Consider the following 24,235-nt stretch of genomic DNA (forward strand, 5'->3'; position numbering starts at 1 on the left):
TTCGTTCCTGGTTGCTTCGTACTCGGCTCGCTCGTGCTGGGACGAGGCGAACCGTCCCAGCCTATGCGGTGTCGTCACCGGTGCCGCTGCCGCCCGAAACGGCGCTCACCTCGGACCGGCGATGCGCGTTGTGCCGCAAGGCCTTGTAGGCGAGGGCGTCGCACAGGGCCAGCCAGCTCGCCTCGACGATGCTGCCGTGCACGCCCACCGTGGTCCACTCGTCGGCGCCGTCGCGGGATTCGACCAGCACCCGCGTCACCGCGTCCGTGCCGGAGGCGTCGGTGAGGATGCGGACCTTGTAGTCCACCAGCTCCACCGAGTCCAGCCACGGCAACCGCCCCACGAGCGCCTCGCGCAGCGCGGCGTCCAGCGCGTTCACCGGCCCGTTGCCCTCGGCGGTGGCGATCACCCGGTTCCCGTCCACGTGCACCTTCACCGTCGCCTCCGACACGACCGTCCCGTCCGGGCGGTGGTCGAGCACCACCCGGTAGGACTCCAGGTCGAACGGCGCGTCGTGCTCCCCCGCGTCCGGCTCGCCCGCGGCGGTGAGCTCGCGGCGCAGCAGCAGTTCCAGCGACGCGTCGGAGGCTTCGAAGGACCAGCCGCGCGCCTCCAGCTCCTTGACCTTGCGCACCGCCGTGCCGACGGCCTCCGGCGCTTCCGTCAGGTCCAGGCCGAGCTCGGCGCCCTTGAGCTCGAGGCTCGCCCGCCCGGCCATCTCGGTGACCAGCACCCGCATCGTGTTGCCCACGACGGCCGGGTCGAGGTGGTTGTAGAGCTCCGGGTCCACCTTGATCGCGCTCGCGTGCAGCCCCGCCTTGTGGGCGAACGTCGACGCGCCCACGTAGGCCTGGTGGGTGTCCGGGGCGAGGTTGGCGATCTCGGTGAGCGCGTGCGAGACGCGGGTGAGCTCGCCGAGGCCGCCCTCCGGCAGCACCGGCATGTCCAGTTTCGTCGTGAGGTTCCCGAGCACGGCGAACAGGTCGGCGTTGCCCGCGCGTTCCCCGTAACCGTTCGCGGTGCACTGCACGTGGGTGGCGCCCGCCTGCACCGCCGCCACCGAGTTCGCCACGGCGCAGGCGGTGTCGTCCTGGCAGTGGATGCCTACGCGGAACCCGGTGCGCGCGACGACCTCCCGCACGGTGTCGGCGAGCCCGGTGGGCAGCTGCCCGCCGTTGGTGTCGCAGAGCACCGCCACGTCGGCCCCGGCGGTCACCGCGGCCTCCAGCACCCGCAGCGCGCAGTCCGGGTCGTGGGCGTAGCCGTCGAAGAAGTGCTCGGCGTCGACGAACACCCGGCGCCCCTCCCCGACCAGGTAGCGCACGGTGTCGGCGACCATGGCGCGGTTCTCCTCGACGGTGGTGCGCAGCGCGCGCTCGATGTGCCTGCGGTCGGACTTGGCGACGAGCGTGACGACCGGGGCGCCGGAGTCGACCAGCGCCCGCACCTGCGGATCCTCGTGCGCCCGGGCGCCAGCGCGGCGGGTGGCGCCGAAGGCGACGAGCGCGGCGTGGCGCAGCTCCAGCTCACCGGCGGCGGCGCGGGCGAAGAACTCGGTGTCCTTCGGCAGCGCGCCGGGCCAGCCGCCTTCGACGAAGCCGACGCCGAGGGAGTCCAGCAGCCGGGCGACCGCGATCTTGTCGGGAACCGAGTAGGAGATCCCTTCCCGCTGGGCGCCGTCGCGCAGCGTGGTGTCGTAGACGTGGAATTCGTCGCCCAGAGGGGTTCCGGCCGGGATCGTGCGAGTCACTGGATCTCTCCTGTCGGCTTCGATGGCGATGCCTGCGGCGGGGACTGCTCGTCACCTCGCGGCGCGTGCCAGGAGCGTCCGGGCACAAAAAAGACCCCCCGCGGAATGCGAGAGGTCTGCGCGCCGGGGGTGCGGAGTCGTCACCCGGCGCGCGTTCCGATAATGATCGTGGTGCTGATGGCCACGCCCGCATGCTGCCACAACCCGGCCGACCGGTACCACTTGGGCGGACCGCGATCCGACGCAGAACGGGCGCCTCCCCCAGGGGAAGGCGCCCGCCGTGCGTGCGTGGATCAGGCCTGCTGGGCCACCTCGCGGGAGGACACCAGCGCCGCGAGCCGATCGCCGACGGCGAAGGTCGCCCCCGGCGCCGAGTGGTCGCGCGTCGCCAGGTCGAAGGCCACCGAGGCCTCCACCCTGCGCGCCGCCTCGGTCTGCCCGACGTGGTCGAGCAGCAGCGCCACCGACAGCACCGCTGCCGTCGGGTCCGCAGACCCGTGCCCGGCGATGTCCGGCGCGCTGCCGTGCACCGGCTCGAACATGCTCGGGTTGCGGCGCGTGGCGTCGATGTTGCCGCTCGCCGCCAGCCCGATGCCGCCGGTGACCGCGCCCGCCAGGTCGGTGATGATGTCGCCGAACAGGTTGTCCGTGACGATCACGTCGAACCGGCCCGGGTCGGTCACCAGGTGGATCGTGGTGGCGTCCACGTGCTGGTAGGCCACGGTCACGTCGGGGTGCTGCAGCGAGACCTCTTCGACCACGCGGGACCACAAGGAACCGGCGTGCGTGAGCACGTTGGTCTTGTGCACCAGCGTGAGGTGCTTGCGCGGCCGGGATGCGGCGCGGGCGAACGCGTCCCGCACCACCCGCTCCACGCCGAACGCCGTGTTGAGGCTGACCTCGGTGGCGATCTCGTGCGTGGTGTCCTTGCGCAGCAGCCCGCCGTTGCCCGCGTAGGGGCCTTCGGTGCCTTCGCGCACCACCACCATGTCGATCTCGCCCGGGTCGTTGACCGGGCTCTTCACACCCGGGTACAGCCGAGCGGGGCGGAGATTGACGTGGTGGTCGAGCTCGAAGCGCAGCCGCAGCAGCAGCCCCCGCTCCAGGATCCCGCTGGGCACCGAGGGGTCGCCGACCGCACCGAGCAGGATCGCGTCGTGCTGGCGCAATTCGGTGAGCACCGATTCCGGTAGCAGCTCACCGGTCGCGTGCCAGCGCGCGGCTCCCAGGTCGTATCGAGTGATCTCGGTATCGGGAACGACCTCACCGAGCACCTTCAGCGCCTCGGCCACTACCTCCGGCCCGATCCCGTCACCGGGGATCACAGCGAGCCGCATGTACACACCTCCCGACTACCACCCCGAACCGCGGGGCTAGAACTGTTGCGCCGAAGGCTACCGGCAAGGCCACGCAGGCAGGCACGCCGGACCCACCAAGTGGTCGAGGCTTCCCGATTGGCGGGACACTCGAACGGGTGACGCGGGTGAGCCGGGTCGCGAAAAGGGCCGCCCACAAGTGTGGGACGGCCCTCGTCGCAGTCGCACCGGACGTCGCCGGTCGGAGATCAGCGGATCACTCGAAGTCGACCGTCCGCACCGTGCGGGCGCCGACGGCGGCACCGATCGGCTCCAGCACGCCGGCCTCGACCGGTCGGTCCACCCGCAGCAGCATGATCGCGTCGGAGCGCTCGGTCGTCTGGCTGACCGTGGCGGCCTCGATGTTCACGCCCACCTCACCGAGCAGGGTGCCGACCGTGCCCATCACGCCGGGGCGGTCCGGGTACTCCAGCAGCAGCACGCTGCCCTCGGCCCGGAGGTCGAAGTGGCGGCCGTTGACCTCGATGAGCTTCTCCACCAGGTCCGCCCCGGACAGCGCGCCCGACACGACGGCGGAACGCCCGTCGGCGAGACCTGCGCGCACCGAGACGACGCTGCGGTGGTGCGGGCTCTCCGAGGTGGTCTTCACCTCGACCTCGACCCCGAGGTCCTCGGCGAGCTGCGGCGCGTTGACGAAGGTGACCTGGCTGTCCACGGCCCCGGAGAACACGCCGCGCAGCGCCGCGAGCTGCAGCACCGACACGTCCTCGTCGGCGAGCTCGCCGCGAGCCTCCACGGTCACCGAGGTCGGCGTGCTGCCCAGCACGGCCGACAGCAGCTGGCCCAGCTTCTGGGTCAGCGGCAGGTACGGGCGCACCTCTTCACCGACGGCGCCGCCCTGCACGTTGACCGCGTCCGGGACGAAGTCGCCGCGCAGCGCCAGCAGCACCGAGCGGGCCACGTCGGTGCCCGCGCGGTCCTGCGCCTCCGCGGTGGAGGCGCCCAGGTGCGGGGTGGCCACGACGTTGTCCAGCTCGAACAGCGGGCTGGAGGTGGTGGGCTCGGTCTTGTAGACGTCGATGCCCGCACCACCGATGTGGCCGTTGCGGATCGACTCGGCCAGCGCCTCCTCGTCGATGAGGCCGCCGCGAGCGGCGTTGACGACGATCAGGCCCTTCTTGGCCTTCTTGAGCTCCTCCGCGCCGATCAGGCCCAGCGTCTCGGCCGTCTTCGGCAGGTGGATGGAGAGAGCGTCGGCCCGCGCCAGCAGGTCCTCCAGGCTCACCAGCTCGATGCCCAGCTGCGCGGCGCGCGAGGCGGACACGTAGGGGTCGTAGGCGATGAGCTTGGTGCCGAAGGCGGCGATGCGCTGCGCGAACAGCTGGCCGATCTTGCCGAGGCCGACGACGCCGACGGTCTTGCCGTTGAGCTCGACGCCGCTGAAGGAGCTGCGCTTCCACTCCCCCGCCTTGAGGCTCGCGTCCGCGGCGGCCACGTTGCGGGCCACCGACAGCAGCAGCGCGAGGGCGTGCTCGGCGGCGGAGACGATGTTGGAGGTGGGGGCGTTGACCACCATCACGCCGCGCTCGGTGGCGGCGGGCACCTCGACGTTGTCCAGGCCCACGCCGGCGCGGGCGACGACCTTGAGCTTGCTCGTCGCGGACAGGACCTCGGCGTCGACCTTGGTCGCGGAGCGGACCAGCAGTGCGTCGGCGTCGGCGACGGCCGCGAGCAGGGCCGGCCGGTCCGTGCCGTCGACGTGGCGGATCTCGACCTCGTCTCCGAGCGCTTCGAGCACGGAGGGGGCAAGCTTCTCGGCGATCAGGACGACAGGACGATTGGTCACGGGCGCGCTCCATTGAGTGGGATCACGGTCGTAGCAGGGCACGGCGTTGTACCCGGACGGTCAGGCAGTTTAACGGGAGATTGAGAACTCGTTCACAAGGGTGTGACGCATCCCAATCCCACTCCACACCGTCCGGGGGCACCGGCAACCGTGTTCGACCGGATCGGAATAAGAAGGTGTTCTAGCAGCTCAGCCGCTTGATTGCGCGGTTAATTGATCACGGTTCGTCGAACTCGCCGTCCTTTGCTCCAGCGACGAAAGCGTCCCATTCCTCGGGAGTGAAAACGAGGACCGGGCCTTCGGGTTCGGCACCGTTGCGCATGCCGATGTAACCGTCGACGAAGGCGATCTCCACGCCGGGTTCGTCGTCGTCCTCGGTGCTGGTGATCCATTCCGCGTCGGTGAAGTCCAGCTTGTGCCGGATGTGCGCTTTGTCGTCCACCGGTGCGTCCACTGTCGTACTGGTCTCTTCGCTCACGCCGGGCACCATACCGCCGCCGTCACGTCCGCTCGATCGCATGATCGGGTGTGGTCGGCACCGCCGTGCGCTCGCCGCATCGCTGCTCAGCGGGGTCGATCCCGCCTCCGCGCACGATCTCGGCCCGCGGGGCGGCCAGCGTCGCGACCGCGTTGGCGCCGACGATGACCACGATCGCGGCCCACTCCGGCCAGCCCGGCCGCTGCCCCAGCACCACGGCCCCGGCCAGGGCGGCCAGCACCGGGTTGACGCTCATGAACACCCCGAAGAACTGCGCGGGCACGCGGCGCAGCGCGAGCAGGTCGGCGAGGAAGGGCACGACCGACGACAGCACTCCCGCGACGACGGCGAAGCCGAGCGCCCCCGCGGTCGGCGGGTTGCGCACGAGCACCAGGGCACCGATCGGCAGGTACGCGACCGCGGAGACGGCCGCCGCGGCGGCCGAGCCCTGCACGCCGGGCACCCGGCGGCCGACGGTGCGGTTGAGCAGGATGTAGCAGCCCCAGCACACCGCCGCCAGCAGCGCCAGCGCGATGCCGGGGTAGTCGGTGCTCGGTTGCGGGCGGACGAGCACCACGACGGCCGCGGCGGCGGCGAGCGCGCAGCCGAGGTCGAGCAGCCGCCGGGACGCGATCAGCGCCACCGCCAGCGGCCCGAGGAATTCCAGCGTGACCGCGAGTCCCAGGCCGATGTGGTCGATCGCGGTGTAGAGCGACAGGTTCATCGTGGCGAACACCCCGGCCAGGCCCAGCACCGGCCACCACTGGCGGGCGGTGAACGAGCGGAACCGGGGCCGTCCGGCCAGCAGCAGCACGATGCCCGCGACCCACTGGCGCACCGCGACCACGCCCGCCGGGCCGATCACCGGGAACGCCAGCGCCCCGGTCGCCGCCCCGAGCTGGTTGGACAGCCCGCCGCCCAGCATCAGGGCCATCCCGGCACCCCTGCCGGTGCCGCCCGACCCGGTGGTCCCGGCGCCCGGCTCACCGGTTCCCGATCCGCCGCTGACCGCGCAGGCGGTCTCCGGTCCGGCGATTCCCCTCGCGGCGGGGTTTTCGGCCCGCTCCGCTCCCGTCCTCATGGTCCCGAGAATCGGGGTCGCCGTCGGCCGCGCAAAATGCATCGGCGGCCCCCGCCATACGCTGGAGTCATGGATGTGGAGCTGCGGCACCTGCGGTGCCTGGTCGCGATCGTGGACACCGGCACGTTCACCGACGCCGCGATCGAGCTGGGCGTCTCGCAGGCGGCGGTCTCGCGCACGGTGCTGGCGCTGGAGCACGCGCTCGGCGTGCGGCTGTTGCACCGGACCAGCCGCACCTGCACTCCGACCACGGCGGGCGTGCAGGTGCTCGCCCGCGCCCGGCACCTGCTCGCTGAGGTCGACGACCTGGTCCGCGAGGCCACCACCGGGCACACCCGGCTGCGGCTGGGCCACGCCTGGTCGGCGATGGGCAGGCACACCAACGAGTTCCAGCGCCGTTGGGCGAGCCGCCACCCCGACGTCGAGCTCCACCTGGTCCGCACCAACACGCAGACCGGCGGTCTCGCCGAGGGGGCGTGCGACCTGGCGGTGGCGCGCGTGGGGATCGACGCCCACCGCTACGCCCACGCCACCGTCGGGCACGAGCGCCGCTACTGCGCGCTGGCCGCCGACGATCCGTGGGCGCGCCGCCGTTCCTTGACGCTGGACGAGATCCGGCGGCGCGTCCTGGCCGTCGACCACCGCACCGGCACCACCACCGCGGACCTGTGGCCGCCGGAGGACCGCCCCGAGCTGGAGCGCACACCGGACATCGACGACTGGCTGGCCGCGATCTCCACCGGCCGCTGCGTGGGCATCACCCCGCAGAGCACCCTCACCCAGTACCGCCGCGACGGCATCGTCTACCGCCCTGTCCGAGACGCCGCCCCCGTCCCCGTTCACCTGATCTGGCGCCGCCACGACCCGCACCCCGCAACCCCGGCCGCGGTAGCCCTCCTAACAGAGCTCTACGCCGAAGCGGACCACGCACCCCACCGCCCCACCCGCTGACCGACCACCATCGAGCACGAAGCCGCGCAGAACGAGCACAACGAGCCCCACCTAGCGGCCGAAGGCCATGCCTATGCGGCGAAGCCATGCAACGGGCAAGCGAAGCAAAGCCTGCCTTGCGGCCGAAGGCCGTGCCTGTAAAGCGCGAAGCGCTTTAGCCCACGTCCACAAGCCGACCACCCGCGGGTTCTCAGCGGCTTCCTCGCGAGGACAGCTTTTTCCCTCGTGGCGGAGCCACTCGGGAAAAAGATCCCGCAGCGAGGAAGCCGCTGAGGTTCCGCTACCCGACCACCAAAGCAACACGAGCCGTGGAAGCAATCACTAAAGAAGACCTTCCACCGCACCACAGCAACCACACACCCAAACCGGGGAAGGCCCTAAAACCCGACGCCACACGCCAAGCCGAACCCGACTCCACACCCCGCAACCCCACGCCAAGCCGAACAAGTCGATGCCGAAACGACGAAGGCCCGGTGATCCCTTGTGGGGATCGCCGGGCCTTGATCGCGAACGTCACCGATCAGATGACGCCGCGAAGTCATCGTCCGCGAACGCTCACTTGCCGGTCCAGGACATCAGCGCGCGCAGCTTCTTGCCGACCTCTTCGATCTGGTGGTCGTTTCCGGCCTGCTGGAGCTTGTTGAAGTTCGGGCGGCCGGACTCGTCCTCGGCGACCCATTCCTTCGCGAAGGTGCCGTCCTGGATCTCGCCCAGGATCTTCTGCATGGACTCCTTGACGTGCGCGTCGATGACGCGCGGGCCACGGGTGAGGTCGCCGTACTCGGCGGTGTCGGAGCAGGAGTAGCGCTGCCCGGCGATGCCGCCCTCCCACATCAGGTCCACGATCAGCTTCAGCTCGTGCAGGACCTCGAAGTACGCGATCTCCGGCTGGTAGCCGGCCTCGACGAGCACCTCGAAACCGGTCTGCACCAGCGCGCTCGCGCCACCGCAGAGGACGGCCTGCTCACCGAACAGGTCGGTCTCGGTCTCTTCCTTGAAGGTCGTCTTGATGACGCCGGCGCGCGCGCCGCCGATGCCCGCGGCGTAGGACAGCGCCAGCGCCTGCGCGCTGCCGGAGGCGTCCTGCTCGATGGCGATCAGGCACGGCACGCCCTTGCCGTCGACGAACTGGCGGCGCACGAGGTGGCCGGGGCCCTTGGGGGCGACCATCGCCACGTCGACGTCCGACGGCGGCTGGATCAGGCCGTAGCGGATGTTGAAGCCGTGCCCGAAGAAGATCGCGTCGCCGCCCTTGAGGTTCGGGGCGACGTCGTTGGCGTAGATCTCGCGCTGCTTGGTGTCGGGCGCCAGGATCATGATCAGGTCGGCTTCGGCCGAGGCCTCGGCCGGGGTGAGCACCCGCAGGCCCTCTTCTTCGGCCTTGGCGCGGGACTTCGACGACTCGGGCAGGCCGATGCGCACGTCCACGCCGGAGTCGCGCAGGCTCAGCGCGTGCGCGTGGCCCTGGCTGCCGTAGCCGATGATCGCGACCTTGCGGCCCTGGACGATGCTCAGGTCGGCGTCGGCGTCGTAGAAGATCTCAGTTGCCATGATGGTTTCCGTGTTCCTTTCGGGACTTGTTCGATTGTCTTCCCGGCGGTGCCTGCCCGGTGTTGCCCGCCGATGTGCCGCGGCCGGTGCGATCGCGGCGGGTCCCGGCCGCGGGCCCATGCCCGCCGCCGGTCGGTTTCCCGGCGGCGCTGCCGGGAATCGGATCAGCGGACCGCGGTGGCGGTGATGGAGCGGGGGCCGCGGCCGATGGCGATCGACCCGGACTGCACCATTTCCCGGACACCGTAGGGCTCCAGCATGCGCAGCAGCGCGTTGAGCTTCTCGCCGTCGCCGGTGGCCTCCACGGTCAGCGCCTCCGGGGAGACGTCGACGACCTTGGCCCGGAACAGCTGCACGGTCTCGAGGACCTGGCTGCGCACCGAGGCGTCCGCGCGCACCTTCACCAGCAGCAGTTCGCGCTGCACCGCGACCTCCGGTTCCAGCTCCACGATCTTGATCACGTTGACCAGCTTGTTGAGCTGCTTGGTGACCTGTTCGAGGGGCTGGTCGCTGACCGCGACCACGATCGTCATCCGGGAGATCTCCGGGTGCTCGGTCGGCCCGACGGCCAGCGACTCGATGTTGAAGCTGCGGCGCGAGAACAGTCCCGAGACGCGGGCGAGCGCACCCGGCACGTTCTCCACCAGCACGCTGAGCGTGTGTCGGCTCACTGTCCCGCCTCCCCGCGATTCGTGGGCTTGGTCGCGTCCTGCTCCATCGCTCGTTCCGAGGTCGATCGTGACCGGTTCGCGTCACGGTCCCCTGCGGTGCGGTCGAGCAGTCCTCCTGCCGACAGAGGGCTGATCATGCTTCATCCTCCTCGAACAGCGGGCGGATGCCGCGAGCCGCCATGATCTCGTCGTTGCCGGTGCCCGCGGCCACCATGGGCCACACCTGGGAGTCCTTGCCCACCACGAAGTCGATCACGACGGGTCGGTCGTTGATCTCCATGGCCCGCTGGATGACGCTGTCGACGTCCTCGCGGGATTCGCACCGCAGGCCCACGCAGCCCAGCGCCTCGGCGAGCAGCTTGAAGTCGGGGATGCGGTGCTTGTGGGTTCCGAGGTCACTGTGTGAGTAGCGCTCGGCGTAGAACAGGCTCTGCCACTGCCGGACCATACCGAGGTTGCCGTTGTTGATGACGGCGACCTTGATCGGCAGTTCTTCGATGGCGCAGGTGGCGAGTTCCTGGTTGGTCATCTGGAAGCAGCCGTCGCCGTCGATGGCCCAGACGTCCTTGCCGGGCACGCCCGCCTTGGCGCCCATCGCGGCGGGAACGGCGTAGCCCATGGTTCCGAGCCCGCCGGAGTTCAGCCAGCTGCGCGGCTGCTCGTAGCCGATGAACTGGGCCGCCCACATCTGGTGCTGCCCGACACCGGCCGCGTAGACGGCGTCGGGGCCCGCGAGGGCGCCGATCCGCTCGATGACGTACTCGGGGGCGAGGCTGCCGTCCGCGGGCCACTCGTAGCCCAGCTGGAACGTGTCGCGCCAGGTGCTCAGCTGCGTCCACCAGGGCCCGAGGTCGGCGGTGCCGCCGTCCTCGGTGGCGGTGGCGACGGCGTCGATGAGCTCGGCGATGACCTCCTTGCAGTCACCGACGATCGGCACGTCGGCGTTGCGGTTCTTGGAGATCTCCGCCGGGTCGATGTCGGCGTGCACGACCTTCGCGTCCGGCGCGAACGAGGACAGCTGGCCGGTGACCCGGTCGTCGAACCGGGCGCCGAGGGTGATCAGCAGGTCGGAGCGCTGCATCGCGGCGACGGCGGCGACCTTGCCGTGCATGCCGGGCATGCCCAGGTGCAGCGGGTGCGAGTCGGGGAACGCGCCGCGCGCCATCAGCGTGGTGACGACGGGGATGTTCGTGGCTTCGGCCAGCTTGCGCAGCTGCTCGGTCGCTTCGGCTTTGAGCACGCCACCACCGACGTAGAGCACCGGCCGCTGCGCCGCGGTGATCAGCTTCGCGGCTTCGCGCACCTGCTTGCCGTGCGGCTTGCTGGTGGGCCGGTAGCCGGGCAGCTTCATCTCCGGCGGCCAGGAGAACGTGGTCGCGGTCTGCTGGACGTCCTTCGGGATGTCCACCAGCACCGGGCCGGGGCGCCCCGAGGCGGCGATGTAGAACGCCTCGGCGATGGTGCGCGGGATGTCCTCGGCCTTGGTGACCAGGAAGTTGTGCTTGGTGATCGGCAGCGTGATGCCGCAGATGTCGGCTTCCTGGAACGCGTCGGTGCCGATCAGGCTGGTGGCCTGCTGACCGGTGATCGCCACGATCGGGACGGAGTCCATCTGCGCGTCGGCCAGCGCCGTGACCAGGTTCGTCGCGCCGGGGCCGGATGTGGCCATGCACACGCCGACCTTGCCGGTGGCCTGGGCGTACCCGGTGGCGGCGTGCCCGGCTCCCTGTTCGTGGCGGACCAGGACGTGCCGGACCTTCGTGGAGTCCAGCAGCGGGTCGTAGGCAGGCAGGATGGTGCCGCCGGGAATGCCGAAGACGATCTCGGCCCCGACGGACTCCAGCGACCGCACGAGCGACTGCGCGCCGGTGACCTGCACTGGGGCGTCGTTGGGCGGTGCTGGTTTGGAACGGTGTCCCGGCGGCGGTGCCGGGACCGGGCTCTGCCTGGTGTGGGCGCTGGTCATCGAGTTCGCCTCTGTCCGAACGGTGGTGGTCGGTGAGTGGGCACGAAAAAACCCCCGCCGGGCCGAAAAGGGGACCGTACGAGGGTTGGCGCGTCGACGCTGCGGAGCTTCCTCAGGCGTCGACGCGCCGGGGAAGTACGAGAATGTCGTGCAGTCGCAGCATGGCCAGGACGTTAACGGCACTGGTGCCACCAGGTCAAACCATGCGGGACGCGATTCCCGCATGGTGGACGCCGAAAGCCGCCCGAAACCCCGCTTCCGCTGGCGTTTTCGCTGTTCACGGATATCCCGTTCGCATTTGGCGGAGTCCGATGTGGCGTACGTCGCTCCCGCGCCGGCCCGGCGGGTCCCCGGCTGTGGAACCGCCGGTGCCATCAAGTGGGAACCGCTCGCGCCCCCGGCATCCCGTGGGCGCGAGCGCCCGGGACTCTGCGGGCGGCGTGCGCACGGGTGAGAGCATCGGGGGGTGAGCGAGTCCCCAGCGGCATCGGAACGGCCCGGCGAGAACGGGCCCGGCCGCACCGGCACCGGCTCCGCCCCGGCGGAATCGGGCACTCCGGACGCGGCGGGCTCGGAACGCGCAGAGGCAGAGGGGACCCGCGAAGTGAGCACGTCCGAGGAGCACGGCACGACCGGCACGGCGACCCGAGACGCCTCGGAGCTGCCCGGCGCGGTCGCGTCCGACGCCGACCCGTCGGCGGCGGACTCGCCCGAGGCGGTCGCCGAGCAGGGCTCCGGCGAACGGGACGCGGACCCGGCAGGACCCGCGAAGACCGGAGCCGCGAAGGACACCGCCCGGCGGGTGAAGGCGCTGCCGAAGTCGCTGACGTTCCAGCTCACCCGGACCTCGCTGCTGGCGGTGCTGGCGGTGGCGATCGGCGTGACGCCGATCGCGTTCGCGCAGCCCTTCCCGCTGCTGCTGCCCTCGTACCTGATCCCGCTGGCGCTCGCCTACGTGATCGTGCGCCCGCGCACCGTGGTGACGGCCGAGCGGATCGCCTCGCGCGGCCTGTTCGCCACCGCCCGGTTCGACTGGGACGAGCTCGCCTCGGTGCGGCTGGACGAGAACCGCTGGGTGCGCGCCGTGCTCACCTCCGGCAAGGAGGTCGTCCTCCCGGCGATCCGGGTGCGCGATCTGCCCCGGCTCGCCGAGCTCAGCGGCGGTCGCCTGCCGGACCCGAACGCCGAACCGGCGCAGCCCGCGACCGACGAGGACCGGACCGGCGACGCCACCGGCGAGACCCCGGCCGCCGCCGATCAGCAGTCCGAGACCGACGCCGCTCCGGCCGAGAGCTCGGAGTCCGACGACGACGGGCGGACCGGCCCGAAGTCCGCGGACTGACCACCCCGCAGCTACACGATCACGAGCCGCCCCGCGCTCCCGGAACCGCGCGCATCGCCGCCCGGACGGCTCCCGAGGCGTGCGTCACGAACGCCCGACGGGCGAGAACCGGTCGGACCGGACGTCGCCGGGCAGGAGTAGCGTCGTGGTCACCGCCGTTCGCCCCCACCCACAAGGTGGGCGTCTTTCGCCGCTATGACGCGAACTCTGTGAGAAACCGAGAAGGACCATGCCCCAGTTGCGCTCCCGGACCACCACGCACGGACGGAACGCCGCAGGCGCCCGGTCGTTGTGGCGTGCCACCGGCATGACCGACGACGACTTCGGCAAGCCGATCGTGGCCATCGCCAACTCCTACACCCAGTTCGTGCCCGGTCACGTGCACCTCCGCGACCTCGGTGACGTGGTGGCCGAAAAGATCCGCGAAGAAGGCGGCGTGCCGCGGGAGTTCCACACGATCGCGGTGGACGACGGCATCGCCATGGGCCACAGCGGCATGCTCTACTCGCTGCCCTCGCGCGAGCTGATCGCCGACTCGGTGGAGTACATGGTCAACGCCCACCAGGCGGACGCGCTGGTGTGCATCTCGAACTGCGACAAGATCACGCCGGGCATGCTCAACGCCGCGATGCGGCTCAACGTGCCGACGGTGTTCGTCTCCGGCGGGCCGATGGAGGCGGGCAAGGCCGTGGTCGTCGAGGGCGTCGCGCAGGCCCCGACCGACCTGATCACCACCATCTCCGCCTCGGCGAACGCGGCGGTGGACGACGACGGGCTCAGCGAGGTCGAGCGGTCCGCCTGCCCGACCTGCGGGTCGTGCTCGGGCATGTTCACCGCGAACTCGATGAACTGCCTCACCGAGGCGCTGGGCCTCGCGCTGCCGGGCAACGGCTCGACGTTGGCCACCCACGCCCTGCGCCGCGAGCTGTTCGAGGAGGCCGGGCGCACCGTCGTGCGCATCTCCAAGCGCTGGTACCAGGAGGACGACGACTCCGTCCTGCCGCGCTCGGTGGCGAACAAGCAGGCGTTCGAGAACGCGATGGCGCTGGACATGGCGATGGGCGGTTCGACGAACACCGTGCTGCACACGCTGGCCGCCGCTCGCGAGGGCGAGATCGACTTCGAGCTGTCGGACATCGAGCGGATCAGCCGCCAGGTGCCGTGCCTGTCGAAGGTGGCGCCGAACTCCGATTACCACATGGAGGACGTGCACCGGGCAGGCGGAATCTCCGCGATCATGGGTGAGCTGGACCGCGCCGGGCTGCTGCACCGCGAGGTGTCCTCCGTGCACAGCGGGAGCCTCACCGAGTGGCTGTCGAGCTGGGACGTGCGCGGCGAGTCGCCGTCGCAGCAGGCGCTCGACCTGTTCCACGCCGCGCCCGGCGGAGTGCGCACCACGCAGGCGTTCTCCACTGAGAACGTCTGGTCCTCGTTGGACACCGACGCCGCGGAGGGCTGCATCCGCGACTTCGAGCACGCCTACACCGCCGACGGCGGGCTGGCGGTGCTGCGCGGCAACCTCGCCGAGGACGGCGCGGTCGTGAAGACCGCGGGCGTCGAGGAGGAGCTCTGGCACTTCCAGGGGCCCGCGCGAGTGCTGGAGAGCCAGGAGCAGGCCGTCGCCGCGATCCTGCAGAAGAAGATCCAGCCCGGTGAGGTGCTGGTGATCCGCTACGAGGGCCCCGCGGGCGGCCCCGGCATGCAGGAGATGCTGCACCCGACGGCGTTCCTGAAGGGCTCCGGCCTGGGCAAGAAGTGCGCGCTGATCACCGACGGCCGGTTCTCCGGCGGCTCCTCCGGGTTGTCCATCGGGCACATCTCTCCGGAGGCGGCCAACGGCGGCATGATCGGCTTGGTGCAGGACGGCGACCAGATCCTCATCGACGTCCGCGAACGCTCCTTGGAGCTGCTCGTCGACGACGAGGTGCTCGCCGAGCGGCGCGCGAAGATGGACGCCGCCGAGCACCCGTGGCAGCCGGAATCCCGGCAGCGCCCGGTGACCGGGGCGCTGCGGGCCTACGCGCGGCTGGCCACCTCGGCCTCGCACGGCGCGGTGCGCGACGTCTCGAAGTGACCGGATGACGAGAAGACCGGCCGGGTTCCACGGGGAACCCGGCCGGTCTCGTTTCGGGGGATGTCTCGTTTCGGGGGATTGCGCGGCTCCGCCCGGCGGGCGGAGCCGCCGGATCAGGAGCGCAGCAGGATCAGCACCGCGGCCGAGGAACCCGCCGCGATCACCAGGCAGATGAAGCCGCTGACCAGCGGGTGCCGGAACCAGGCGCGCCCGTTGTCCAGCGCGACCCGGCCGGGCCCGGCGAACATCAGGCAGAGCGCGGCGGCGATGAGCACCACGAGGTACTCGTAGCCGCCTTCCTGGTCGAAGAACGGGCCGGGCAGCTTCATCGACACGATGGCGCTGGCCATCACGCCGACGATGCCCGCGGCGGCCAGCGGGGTGAACAGGCCCAGCACCAGCAGCGCGCCGGCGCCGAGCTCGGTTCCACCGGTGACCAGGGACAGCACCGCGCTCTGCTCGAACCCGGACTTCGCCAGGGACTGCGCGAAGGCTTCCGGACCGCTACCGCCGAGCACGCCGAACAGTTTCTGCGCGCCGTGGGCGGCGAAGATCCCGCCGATCACCAGCCGCAATGCCAAGAGCCCGAGGTCGGCTCCGGCGTTCCAGCCGAATGGTTTCCGGGTGTCCAATTCTTCGTAGAAGTCGTCGCCGGAACGGCGGTCGACCACCGAGGTCGCCGCACCGTCGTTGTAGGCGGCGTCGTCGTAGTAGTCGTAGTCCTGCACGCCGAGGCCCTGGGTTCCCGTAGGCCCGTCGGCGGACTTTTCTCCGCCGCGTTGCGCGCGGTCGTCGCGGTTTCCGCCCGCGCCGCTCGGGCGATCGTCGTGAATGCTCACGGCGGTGAAGGCTAAGGCATCACACACGGATGAAGCGACCCTTTCGAGTGAAGCTCTTCCAGACGTAATTCGGCCGAGATCCCGGTGTTCCGGCATCCGGCAGAATGGCCCGGTGGTCCCGCGAACCTTCGGTGAATTCCCGGTTTCCGCTGGCGACAGCCGTAAGATCGACATCTGAGAACACCGGGAATCACCGAATCGACACCGTCCGTCGCCGCCGATCGGTATCGGCCGACGTCCGGGGGCCCATCCGTAATTGCTGCATTCGGTCGCCGGGCGGCGACTGCTCCGCTCGAACCTGACGGGAAGCGACTTCCACCGGGTGGGACGGCGAGGCGGCGTCGCATGATCCGGATCCTCGGGTGCTCACCGTGCGTTCACGACCGGGCGGATACCCTCGGACCTCGTGGCAGCCTCCCAGCGCACCTCCCGCCCCGGTCGCCGTACTCGCGCGCGAGCGGCGGGAGTGCTGCTGGCCGTGGGCGCCTTCGCCGCCGGCGGCTGCGCGCAGTTCCCGAACGAGCACCCGAACGCCTGGCGCGACCAGCCTTCGCTGGAGCCGCAGGCCGGGCCGCAGCCGTCCATCGAGCAACCCGCCCCTCCCCCGCCGGAACCCGGGCAGCCGACCGAACCGCCGCCCTCCGTTCCCGCGGGCTGCATCGACCCCGACCCTGCGGTGGTCGCGACCTGCCTGGACCCGGTGGGCGCGATCACCGTGCTGCCCGACGGGAAGGGCGCGCTGGTGGGCGAGCGCGCCACCGGCCGGATCCTGCGGGTCGAGCAGGACGTCGAACCGGTCGAGGTGGCGCGCGTGCCCGTCGACTCGTCCGGCGGCGGTGGGCTCACCGGGCTCGCGCTGTCGCCGAGCTACCAGGAGGACGAGCTGATCTACGCCTACGCGAGCGTGGACGGCGAGAACCAGGTGCTGCGGGTGGCGCCGCGGGACAACCCGAAACCGGTCCTCACCGGCATCCCCAAGGGCGCCTCCGGCAACTCCGGCGCGCTGCTCGACGACGGCCGGGGCGCGCTGCTGGTCGCCACCGGCGACGCGGGCGACCGGGCGAACGCGACCGACCCGGCGTCGCTGGCAGGGAAGGTGCTGCGCATCGACGGGTTCGGCGCGGCGGCGCCCGGCAACCCCGACCCGTCCTCGCGCGTGGTGGCCTCCGGGGTGTCGGATCCCGGCGGACTGTGCGGAGCGATCAACACCGGCGGCTACTGGCTCACCGACCGCGCCGGCTCGCGCGATTCGCTGCACAGGCTGGAGTTCGGCGCGGCCCTGGGAGCACCGGCGTGGAGCTGGCCGGACCGCCCCGGGGTGTCCGGGTGCGCGGCCGGACCCGCGTCGGTCGTCGTGGCGCTGACGGACGCGGCGGCGCTCTACACGCTCAACCCCGGCCCGGACGGCACCTTCACGGGCCAGCCGTCCAAGGTCATGGAACGCACCTACGGACGCTTCTCCGCCGCCGCCAACGGCCCGGACGGCCAGCTGTGGCTGGGAACCGCCAACAAGTCCGGCGGCGCCCCGGTCCCCAGCGACGACCGAGCCATCCGCATCGAACCCCCCTCGGGCGACAGCGGCAAGGACTGACCGCGCGGCGATTCCGCGGGCGGCGGAACCCGGCCGCGATCCGCCCTCCGTGCTCGCCCCGTCAGTCCGGTGCGCCGTATTCGCCGAACCAGTGCGCGAGGCGGCCTCGGCGGCTCACGGCGCGCAGGCGGCGTTCCGCGACCTCCCGTGCTCGCGCGGTCGTCATGATGAGCAGTTCGTCGCCGGTGGTGAGGCGGGTGGCGGGTTCGGGGACGAAGGACCGGCCCGCCCGGATGATCAGGGTGATCACGCTCGGCTCCGGCAACCGCAGCTCCCGCAGCGTCACGTAGTGCAGCTGGGAACCGGTGGGCACCGACACCGTGAGCAGCTCCGCGTCGAGCACGTCGAGCGGAGCCACCTCCACCTGGATCTCCCGCGCCGCGTCCGCCCGGACCAGCCCCAGCCGGCGCGCCAGCCCCAGCAGCCCCGGGCCCTGCACCAAGGTGAACACCGCGACCAGCACGAAGACCACGTTGAGCACCCGGTCGCTGCCGGGAATGCCCGCCACCACCGGGAAGGTCGCCAGCACGATCGGCACCGCGCCGCGCAACCCGGCCCAGGACACGAACAGCTGCTCCCGCCACGGCAACCGGAACGGCGCCAGCGCCACCAGCACCGACACCGGTCGCGCCACCAGCAGCAGCACCAGCCCCACCACCAGCGCGGGCAACAGCTCCGGCAACAGCTCGTGCGGCGTCACCAGCAGGCCCAGCAGCACGAACAGGCCGATCTGCGCCAGCCACCCGAGTCCCTCGGCGAACGAACGGAGCGAAGCCCGGTGCGGCAGCCCCGAGTTCGCCAGCACCAGCCCGGACACGAACGCGGCGAGGAACCCGGAGGCGCCCACCGAGCCCGCGGCGGCGAACGCGACCACCCCGAGTCCGAACATCGCCAGCGGGTACAGGCCGGACGCCGGAAGCGTGATCCGGTGCAGGACCCACGCCCCGGCCCAGCCCACCCCCACGCCGATCACGGTGCCCACCGCGAGCTGGTAGAGCACGTTCCCGGCCACCTCCAGCGGGTGGATCTCCAGCGGGATCGTGCTGAACAGCAGCACGAGGATCACCGTGGGCGCGTCGTTGAACCCGGATTCGGCCTCCAACATGCCCGACACGCGACGCGGCAGGGGCAGCGTGCGCAGCACGGAGAACACCGCCGCCGCATCGGTGGAGGACACGATCGCGCCGAGCAGCAGCGCCGACTGCCAGTGCATGCCGATGAGCAGGTGCGCTCCCACCGCGGTGACCGCGACGCTGACCGCGACCCCCACGGTGGCGAGCAGGCCGCTGGGTGTCAGCAGCGGGCGCACGTCGGACCAGCGCGTGGTGAGCCCGCCCTCGACGAGGATCACCGCCAGCGCTGCGGTGCCCAGGTTCTGCGCGAGCTGGGCGTCGTCGAAGCGCAGCCCCAGCCCGTCCTCGCCGATCGCCAGCCCCAGCGCCAGGAACAGCAGCAGCGCGGGCAGTCCGAAGCGCGCCGCGGCTCGCGTGGCGACGATGCTGGCCAACAGCACGAGCCCGCCCGCCAGCAGCGCCGTGTACAGCTGCGGCAAACTCATCGCTTCCCCGTCTCGGCCACCGGCGCGTCGCCGCGCTCCGGATCGGCGATGCGTCCTGAGTGGACCATGGCGACGCCCGATCCGTCAGCCGCGCCACGCTCCTCGCGGGGTGATCTGCGCGAGGGGCCGGGGCCGCGGACCGCGGTGGCTCGCCGAAACGAGGGGGCAGCAGAAGAACGGACCTCCCGCCCCGGTTCTGGGGCGGGAGGTCCGGTCAGGGGTGGAGCGTTCGGGTCACTGCCCGCAGGCGACGAGGATGAGCTCGCGGACCCGCTTCGCGTCGGCCTTGCCGCCGGTGGCCTTCATGACCGCGCCGACGACGGCGCCCGCGGCCTGCACCTTGCCGCCGCGGATCTTGTCCGCCACGTCCGGCTGCGCGGCCAGCGCGTCGTCGATGGCGGCCTGCAGCGCGGAGTCGTCCGAGACGACCTCCAGGCCCTGCGCGGCGACGACCTCGTCGGGCTCGCCCTGGCCGTCGAGCACGCCGTCGACGACCTGGCGGGCCAGCTTGTTGGTCAGCTTGCCGTCCGCGACCAGCGCGATGACCCGCGCCAGCTGCGCGGGCGTGATCGCCAGCTCGGTGAGCTCCACGCCACGCGTGTTGGCCTGCTGCGACAGGTAGGCGACCCACCAGGACCGCGCCTCCGCCGCGGGCGCACCGGCGTCCACGGTGGCGGCGACGAGGTCGAGCGCCCCGGCGTTGACCAGGTCGCGCAGCTCCTCGTCGGAGAGCTTCCAGTCTTCCTGGATGCGCTTGCGGCGCTCCCACGGCAGCTCGGGCAGCGTCGTCGACAGCTCCTCGACCCACTCGCGGGGCGGCGCGATCGGCACCAGGTCCGGCTCCGGGAAGTACCGGTAGTCCTCGGAGGTCTCCTTCTTGCGGCCCGCCGAGGTGGTCGCGGTCGACTCGTCGAAGTGCCGGGTCTCCTGGCGGATCTCGCCGCCAGAGGTCAGCACCGCCGCGTGCCTGCGCATCTCGTAGCGCACCGCGCGCTCCACGCTGCGCAGCGAGTTGACGTTCTTCGTCTCGGTGCGGGTGCCGAACTCGCTCGTGCCCTTCGGCATCAGCGAGACGTTCGCGTCGCAGCGCAGCGAACCCTGGTCCATCCGCACGTCCGAGACGTCCAGCGACCGCAGCAGGTCCCGCAGCGCCGCCACGTACGCCCGAGCGACCTCGGGAGCGCGCTCACCGGCACCGACGATCGGCTTGGTGACGATCTCCACCAGCGGGACGCCCGCGCGGTTGTAGTCGAGCAGCGAGTGCTCGGCGCCGTGGATGCGGCCGGTGGCGCCGCCGACGTGCAGCGACTTGCCGGTGTCCTCCTCCATGTGGGCCCGCTCGATGTCGACGCGGAACGTCTCGCCGTCGTCGAGCACCACGTCGAGGTGACCGTCGAAGACGATCGGCTCGTCGTACTGCGAGGTCTGGAAGTTCTTCGGCTGGTCCGGGTAGAAGTAGTTCTTCCGCGCGAACCGGCACCACTCGGCGACCTGGCAGTTCAGCGCCAGCCCGATGCGGATCGCCGACTCCACCGCCTTGCCGTTGACGACGGGCAGCGCGCCGGGCAGCCCCAGGCACACCGGGCACACCTGCGTGTTCGGCTCGGCACCGAACACGTTGGCGCACCCGCAGAACATCTTGGTGGCCGTGGACAGCTCCACGTGCACCTCGAGGCCGAGGACCGGGTCGAACCGCTCCAGGACCTCGTCGTAGTCCATGATCTCGGCGACCGCGGTCACTTGCCGTCATCCCCCTTGCGCAGGGTGCGGATCGCCAGCGCGGTGCCTGTGACCAGGCCCAGCGCGGTGATGATCGAGTCGGCCATCGCAAGCCGGTCGTTGTTCGCCTTGGCGTCGCGAATGCTCGCGCGCAGCCCGAAGGCCGCGGAGAGCACCGACGCGAGCTGGAACGCTGCCTTGATCTTCGAGTTCATCACGCCACCTCCAGAGCGGGGACACGGTCGAGCAGCGGGCCGCCCTGGGCGGCGTCGCGGGCGGTCTCGTAGGCCGCACCGACCCGGTAGAGCCGGTCGTCGGCCAACGCCGGGGCCATGATCTGCAACCCCACCGGAAGACCATCCTCATCGGACAGTCCACTGGGGACGCTCATGGCGGCGTTGCCCGCCAGGTTCGACGGGATGGTGCACAGGTCCGCGAGGTACATCGCCAGCGGGTCCTCGGTGCGCTCGCCGATCTCGAACGCCGTGGTCGGCGTCGTCGGCGACACCAGCACGTCCACCTGCTCGAACGCGGCGGCGAAGTCGCGGGTGATCAGCGTCCGGACCTTCTGCGCCTGGCCGTAGTAGGCGTCGTAGTAGCCGGACGACAGCGCGTAGGTGCCGAGCATGATGCGGCGCTTCACCTCGGGGCCGAACCCGGCCTCGCGGGTCAGCGACATGACCTCTTCGGCGCTGCGGGAACCGTCGTCTCCGACGCGCAGGCCGAAGCGCATCGCGTCGAACCGGGCCAGGTTCGAAGAGCACTCGCTCGGCGCGATCAGGTAGTAGGCGCCCATCGCGTACTCGAAGTTCGGGCAGGAGACCTCCACGACCTCCGCGCCCAGCTTCGAGAGCTGCTCGACCGCGGCGCGGAAGGACCGCTCCACGCCCGGCTGGTAGCCGTCGCCCGCGAACTCGCGGACCACGCCGACCTTCACGCCGGTCAGGTCACCGGCGGCACCTTCGCGCGCCGCCGCCACGACCTGCGGCACCGCGCCGCTGATCGAGGTGGAGTCCATCGGGTCGTGCCCGGCGATCACCTCGTGCAGCAGCGCCGCGTCCAGCACCGTGCGCGCGCACGGGCCGGGCTGGTCCAGCGAGGACGAGAAGGCGACCAGGCCGTAGCGGGACACGCCGCCGTAGGTGGGCTTCACGCCGACGGTGCCGGTCACGGCGCCGGGCTGGCGGATCGAGCCACCGGTGTCGGTGCCGATCGCCAGCGGCGCCTCGAACGCGGCCAGCGCCGCCGAGGAGCCACCGCCGGAACCGCCGGGGATGCGGTCGGTGTTCCACGGGTTGCGCGTCGGGCCGTACGCGGAGTTCTCGGTGGACGAGCCCATCGCGAACTCGTCCATGTTGGTCTTGCCGAGGATGACGACGCCCGCTTCGCGCAGCCGCCGCGTCACCGTCGCGTCGTACGGCGGCTTCCAGCCCTCCAGCATCTTCGAGCCGCAGGTGGTGGGCATGTCGCTGGTGGCGAACACGTCCTTGAGCGCCAGCGGAACGCCTGCCAGCGGCGAGGCCGCCTTGCCCGCGGAACGGTCCTCGTCGGCCTGCCGGGCCGCGGCCAGCGCGCCCTGCTCGTCGACGTGCAGGAACGAGTGCACGGTGCCGTCCACGGCGGCGATGCGGTCCAGGTGGGCCTGGGTGGCCTCCACGGAGGTCACCTCGCCCGAGGACAGCCGGTCGGCGAGATCGGCGGCGGACAGGCCGATCAGGGCCGAGTCACCTCCGGTCGCGGTCGAAGTCATCACGCCTCCTCACTCAGGATCCGCGGAACGCGGAACCGGTTGTCCTCCGCCGCGGGCGCGCCGTCCAGCGCCGCCTCGCGCGGCAGGCTGGGCCGCACCACGTCATCGCGGAACACGTTCGTCACCGGCACCGCGTGGGAGGTCGGCGGAATGTCATCCGCGGCGACCTCACCCACCCTCGCCACCGACTCCAGGATGACGTCGAGCTGCCCGGCGAAGGTGTCGAGCTCCTGTTCGGTGACCGCCAGCCTGGCCAGGCCGGCGAGGTGCGCGACCTCGTCGCGGGAGATCTTGGACACTACGAAGGCTCCCTGGTCATGTCCGGTATCACGGTTGGACCTCAGTCTATTGCGGAGCCCGCATGTGCCCGTTCAGGGGGCGAACCGACGTGTCGCGCACGGGGTGCGCGGCCGGTTACCGGCCTCGGCGCGGTGCGCTCCCGCCGCGGCTCGCCGACCGTCCGGGCACCGTGAACGGTCACCAACCCCGTTTGCCGGTGACCGTTCACGTACCGCCCGACCCCGCCTCCGAATGCTCCTCGCGTCGGCACCAGCGGAGGGGCGCGACGGCGGGCGGTAGGGATTTCCCCTGCCCTGCGAACGCCCCTTCCCGAGCTCCCGCGATGTGGACGGCGCGGGCGCGGTGCCGTCCGCTCAGCGGAAATCGGCTCCGGTGCCCAGGGGGCGCGTCCCCCGGCACGGGGCGGCCGGGGTTCCGCACTCCGGGACGCGGGGCTCCGCGGTGCGGGAAACATCCGGGACCAGCGACAGCGGCCCGTCGTTTCACTACACGAACGCCGGTCTCACCGATAGGCTGCGGTGTCTGCCACAATTTGCCCCGCCTGCCGGGCGCACGGTGGCCTCCGCGTGCGGCCGTGCGGCGCGGGGAGCGCGGACGGCGAGGTGCCGCGCACGAAGCTGGAGGCGTTGAGTCCGGTGTCCTTCCTGATCCGGGTGCAGATACCGGACCGTCCGGGCGTGCTCGGCGCGGTGGCCTCCGCGCTGGGCGAGATCGGCGCCGACATCCTCAGCGTCGACGTCGTCGAACGCGGCGGTGACGTGGCGATCGACGACATGGTCGTCGAACTGCCCTCGGGCAGGCTGCCGGACATCCTGATCACCGCCGCCGAATCGGTCGACGGCGTCGAGGTCGACGCGGTCCGCCCCTACGCGGGCGTGCTGGACACCCACCGCGAGCTGGAACTGGTGGAGGACATCGCGGCCGAACCCGGCAACGGGCTGCAGATCTTCGCCGAAGGCGTCCCGAAGATCATCCGATCGGGCTGGGCGATCGTGTTCGGGCACCACGCGGGCGGCGCGGAACAGCTCGCCGCGAGCTCCTCGGCCCCGCAGCAGGGCTACCTGGAACTGCCGTGGTTACCGCTGCCGCGGGCCACGATCCTCGACGGTGACGAGATCTGGGTGCCGGAGACCTGGCAGGAGCTGGGCACCGAACTGGCCGCGACGCCGATCGGCAAGCCCGACCGCGTGCTGCTGGCCGGGCGCCCCGGCGGCCCCATGTTCCGCGCTGCCGAGGTGGCGCGGCTGGCGCACCTGGCGGGCATCGTGTCAGTAGTCCTGGACGGCTGAGGCCGCGTCACTCACCTCGCGACCAACACCCGACAAATCCGCTCGGACTGATCTTCCGATCTTGTCACCGGCGAAGCCGTGCCTCACGGCGAAGCCGTGCCTCACGGCGAAGCCGTGCCTCACGGCGAAGCCGTGCCTCACGGCGAAGCCGTGCCTCACGGCG

General features: G+C 71.4%; 19 protein-coding genes. 5 read left to right on the forward strand and 14 right to left on the reverse strand.

Annotation, left to right across the window (positions count from 1 at the left end):
• Positions 1 to 61: 61 nt before the first annotated feature.
• From cimA to OOZ19_RS27165, 5 genes are all read right to left on the reverse strand, one after another.
• Positions 62 to 1,750, reverse strand: coding sequence for a citramalate synthase (cimA, locus tag OOZ19_RS27145; RefSeq protein ID WP_266093005.1), 1,689 nt, complete (start codon positions 1,748 to 1,750; stop codon positions 62 to 64).
• A gap of 293 nt (positions 1,751 to 2,043) precedes the next feature.
• Positions 2,044 to 3,087 (reverse strand): 3-isopropylmalate dehydrogenase, encoded by a 1,044-nt coding sequence (locus OOZ19_RS27150; protein WP_266093006.1) that lies wholly within the window; start codon positions 3,085 to 3,087, stop codon positions 2,044 to 2,046.
• Positions 3,088 to 3,322: 235 nt separating this feature from the next.
• Positions 3,323 to 4,912: a phosphoglycerate dehydrogenase gene (gene serA, locus OOZ19_RS27155; protein ID WP_266093007.1), complete on the reverse strand. Its 1,590-nt coding sequence runs from the start codon at positions 4,910 to 4,912 to the stop codon at positions 3,323 to 3,325.
• Positions 4,913 to 5,129: 217 nt separating this feature from the next.
• Entirely contained in the window at positions 5,130 to 5,390 is a 261-nt protein-coding gene (locus OOZ19_RS27160; RefSeq protein WP_266093008.1) for a DUF397 domain-containing protein, read from the reverse strand.
• Between the two features lie 22 nt (positions 5,391 to 5,412).
• Entirely contained in the window at positions 5,413 to 6,471 is a 1,059-nt protein-coding gene (locus OOZ19_RS27165; protein ID WP_266093009.1) for an EamA family transporter, read from the reverse strand.
• Positions 6,472 to 6,540: 69 nt separating this feature from the next.
• On the opposite strand from OOZ19_RS27165, the gene OOZ19_RS27170 reads away from it, so the two are divergent.
• Positions 6,541 to 7,422 (forward strand): LysR family transcriptional regulator, encoded by an 882-nt coding sequence (locus OOZ19_RS27170; RefSeq protein ID WP_266093010.1) that lies wholly within the window; start codon positions 6,541 to 6,543, stop codon positions 7,420 to 7,422.
• 555 nt (positions 7,423 to 7,977) lie between these two features.
• Here OOZ19_RS27170 and ilvC read toward each other — a convergent pair.
• From ilvC to OOZ19_RS27185, 3 genes are all read right to left on the reverse strand, one after another.
• Positions 7,978 to 8,973, reverse strand: coding sequence for a ketol-acid reductoisomerase (gene ilvC / locus OOZ19_RS27175; RefSeq protein ID WP_266093011.1), 996 nt, complete (start codon positions 8,971 to 8,973; stop codon positions 7,978 to 7,980).
• A gap of 164 nt (positions 8,974 to 9,137) precedes the next feature.
• Positions 9,138 to 9,644, reverse strand: a complete 507-nt coding sequence (gene ilvN, locus OOZ19_RS27180) for an acetolactate synthase small subunit (protein WP_184481913.1) — start codon at positions 9,642 to 9,644, stop codon at positions 9,138 to 9,140.
• 133 nt (positions 9,645 to 9,777) lie between these two features.
• Positions 9,778 to 11,610 carry an acetolactate synthase large subunit gene (locus OOZ19_RS27185; protein ID WP_266093012.1) on the reverse strand — a complete coding sequence of 611 codons (1,833 nt, stop codon included), beginning with the start codon at positions 11,608 to 11,610 and terminating at the stop codon, positions 9,778 to 9,780.
• Between the two features lie 466 nt (positions 11,611 to 12,076).
• On the opposite strand from OOZ19_RS27185, the gene OOZ19_RS27190 reads away from it, so the two are divergent.
• Positions 12,077 to 12,952: a PH domain-containing protein gene (locus OOZ19_RS27190; protein ID WP_266093013.1), complete on the forward strand. Its 876-nt coding sequence runs from the start codon at positions 12,077 to 12,079 to the stop codon at positions 12,950 to 12,952.
• Between the two features lie 229 nt (positions 12,953 to 13,181).
• Positions 13,182 to 15,026: a dihydroxy-acid dehydratase gene (gene ilvD / locus OOZ19_RS27195; protein ID WP_266093014.1), complete on the forward strand. Its 1,845-nt coding sequence runs from the start codon at positions 13,182 to 13,184 to the stop codon at positions 15,024 to 15,026.
• A gap of 113 nt (positions 15,027 to 15,139) precedes the next feature.
• Here the strand turns inward: ilvD and OOZ19_RS27200 are convergent, their stop codons facing one another.
• Entirely contained in the window at positions 15,140 to 15,865 is a 726-nt protein-coding gene (locus tag OOZ19_RS27200; protein ID WP_266093015.1) for a DoxX family protein, read from the reverse strand.
• Positions 15,866 to 16,271: 406 nt separating this feature from the next.
• On the opposite strand from OOZ19_RS27200, the gene OOZ19_RS27205 reads away from it, so the two are divergent.
• On the forward strand, positions 16,272 to 17,456 hold the full coding sequence (locus OOZ19_RS27205) for a PQQ-dependent sugar dehydrogenase (protein ID WP_266093016.1): 1,185 nt from the start codon (positions 16,272 to 16,274) through the stop codon (positions 17,454 to 17,456).
• A gap of 61 nt (positions 17,457 to 17,517) precedes the next feature.
• Here OOZ19_RS27205 and OOZ19_RS27210 read toward each other — a convergent pair whose 3' ends face one another.
• From OOZ19_RS27210 to gatC, 5 genes are all read right to left on the reverse strand, one after another.
• A complete protein-coding gene (locus OOZ19_RS27210; protein ID WP_266093017.1) occupies positions 17,518 to 19,014 on the reverse strand; it encodes a potassium/proton antiporter in 1,497 nt (498 codons plus the stop codon).
• 234 nt (positions 19,015 to 19,248) lie between these two features.
• Complete coding sequence (gene gatB, locus OOZ19_RS27215; protein WP_266093018.1) at positions 19,249 to 20,754, reverse strand: Asp-tRNA(Asn)/Glu-tRNA(Gln) amidotransferase subunit GatB; 1,506 nt, start codon at positions 20,752 to 20,754, stop codon at positions 19,249 to 19,251.
• A complete protein-coding gene (locus OOZ19_RS27220; RefSeq protein ID WP_266093019.1) occupies positions 20,751 to 20,948 on the reverse strand; it encodes a hypothetical protein in 198 nt (65 codons plus the stop codon). Before OOZ19_RS27220 ends, gatB begins: the two co-directional genes overlap by 4 nt.
• On the reverse strand, positions 20,948 to 22,483 hold the full coding sequence (gene gatA, locus OOZ19_RS27225) for an Asp-tRNA(Asn)/Glu-tRNA(Gln) amidotransferase subunit GatA (RefSeq protein WP_266093020.1): 1,536 nt from the start codon (positions 22,481 to 22,483) through the stop codon (positions 20,948 to 20,950). Before gatA ends, OOZ19_RS27220 begins: the two co-directional genes overlap by 1 nt.
• The gene (gatC, locus tag OOZ19_RS27230; protein WP_184481933.1) at positions 22,483 to 22,782 is read right to left on the reverse strand and encodes an Asp-tRNA(Asn)/Glu-tRNA(Gln) amidotransferase subunit GatC; all 300 of its coding nucleotides are present in this window, start codon (positions 22,780 to 22,782) and stop codon (positions 22,483 to 22,485) included. Before gatC ends, gatA begins: the two co-directional genes overlap by 1 nt.
• Before the next feature lie 636 nt (positions 22,783 to 23,418).
• Between gatC and OOZ19_RS27235 the strand changes: the two genes are divergently transcribed.
• Positions 23,419 to 24,072, forward strand: coding sequence for an ACT domain-containing protein (locus tag OOZ19_RS27235; protein WP_266093035.1), 654 nt, complete (start codon positions 23,419 to 23,421; stop codon positions 24,070 to 24,072).
• The last annotated feature ends 163 nt before the right edge of the window (positions 24,073 to 24,235 follow it).

Source organism: Saccharopolyspora sp. NFXS83, assembly GCF_026241095.1.
GTDB lineage: Bacteria > Actinomycetota > Actinomycetes > Mycobacteriales > Pseudonocardiaceae > Saccharopolyspora_C.

Excerpts from the sequence above, each read along its gene's own strand:
- gatA (WP_266093020.1), bottom strand. The coding sequence starts at position 22,483 with ATGACTTCGACCGCGACCGGAGGTGACTCGGCCCTGATCGGCCTGTCC.
- OOZ19_RS27170 (WP_266093010.1), top strand. The coding sequence starts at position 6,541 with ATGGATGTGGAGCTGCGGCACCTGCGGTGCCTGGTCGCGATCGTGGAC.
- OOZ19_RS27150 (WP_266093006.1), bottom strand. The coding sequence starts at position 3,087 with ATGCGGCTCGCTGTGATCCCCGGTGACGGGATCGGGCCGGAGGTAGTG.
- ilvC (WP_266093011.1), bottom strand. The coding sequence starts at position 8,973 with ATGGCAACTGAGATCTTCTACGACGCCGACGCCGACCTGAGCATCGTC.
- ilvD (WP_266093014.1), top strand. The coding sequence starts at position 13,182 with ATGCCCCAGTTGCGCTCCCGGACCACCACGCACGGACGGAACGCCGCA.
- OOZ19_RS27165 (WP_266093009.1), bottom strand. The coding sequence starts at position 6,471 with ATGAGGACGGGAGCGGAGCGGGCCGAAAACCCCGCCGCGAGGGGAATC.
- OOZ19_RS27210 (WP_266093017.1), bottom strand. The coding sequence starts at position 19,014 with ATGAGTTTGCCGCAGCTGTACACGGCGCTGCTGGCGGGCGGGCTCGTG.
- OOZ19_RS27220 (WP_266093019.1), bottom strand. The coding sequence starts at position 20,948 with ATGAACTCGAAGATCAAGGCAGCGTTCCAGCTCGCGTCGGTGCTCTCC.
- OOZ19_RS27185 (WP_266093012.1), bottom strand. The coding sequence starts at position 11,610 with ATGACCAGCGCCCACACCAGGCAGAGCCCGGTCCCGGCACCGCCGCCG.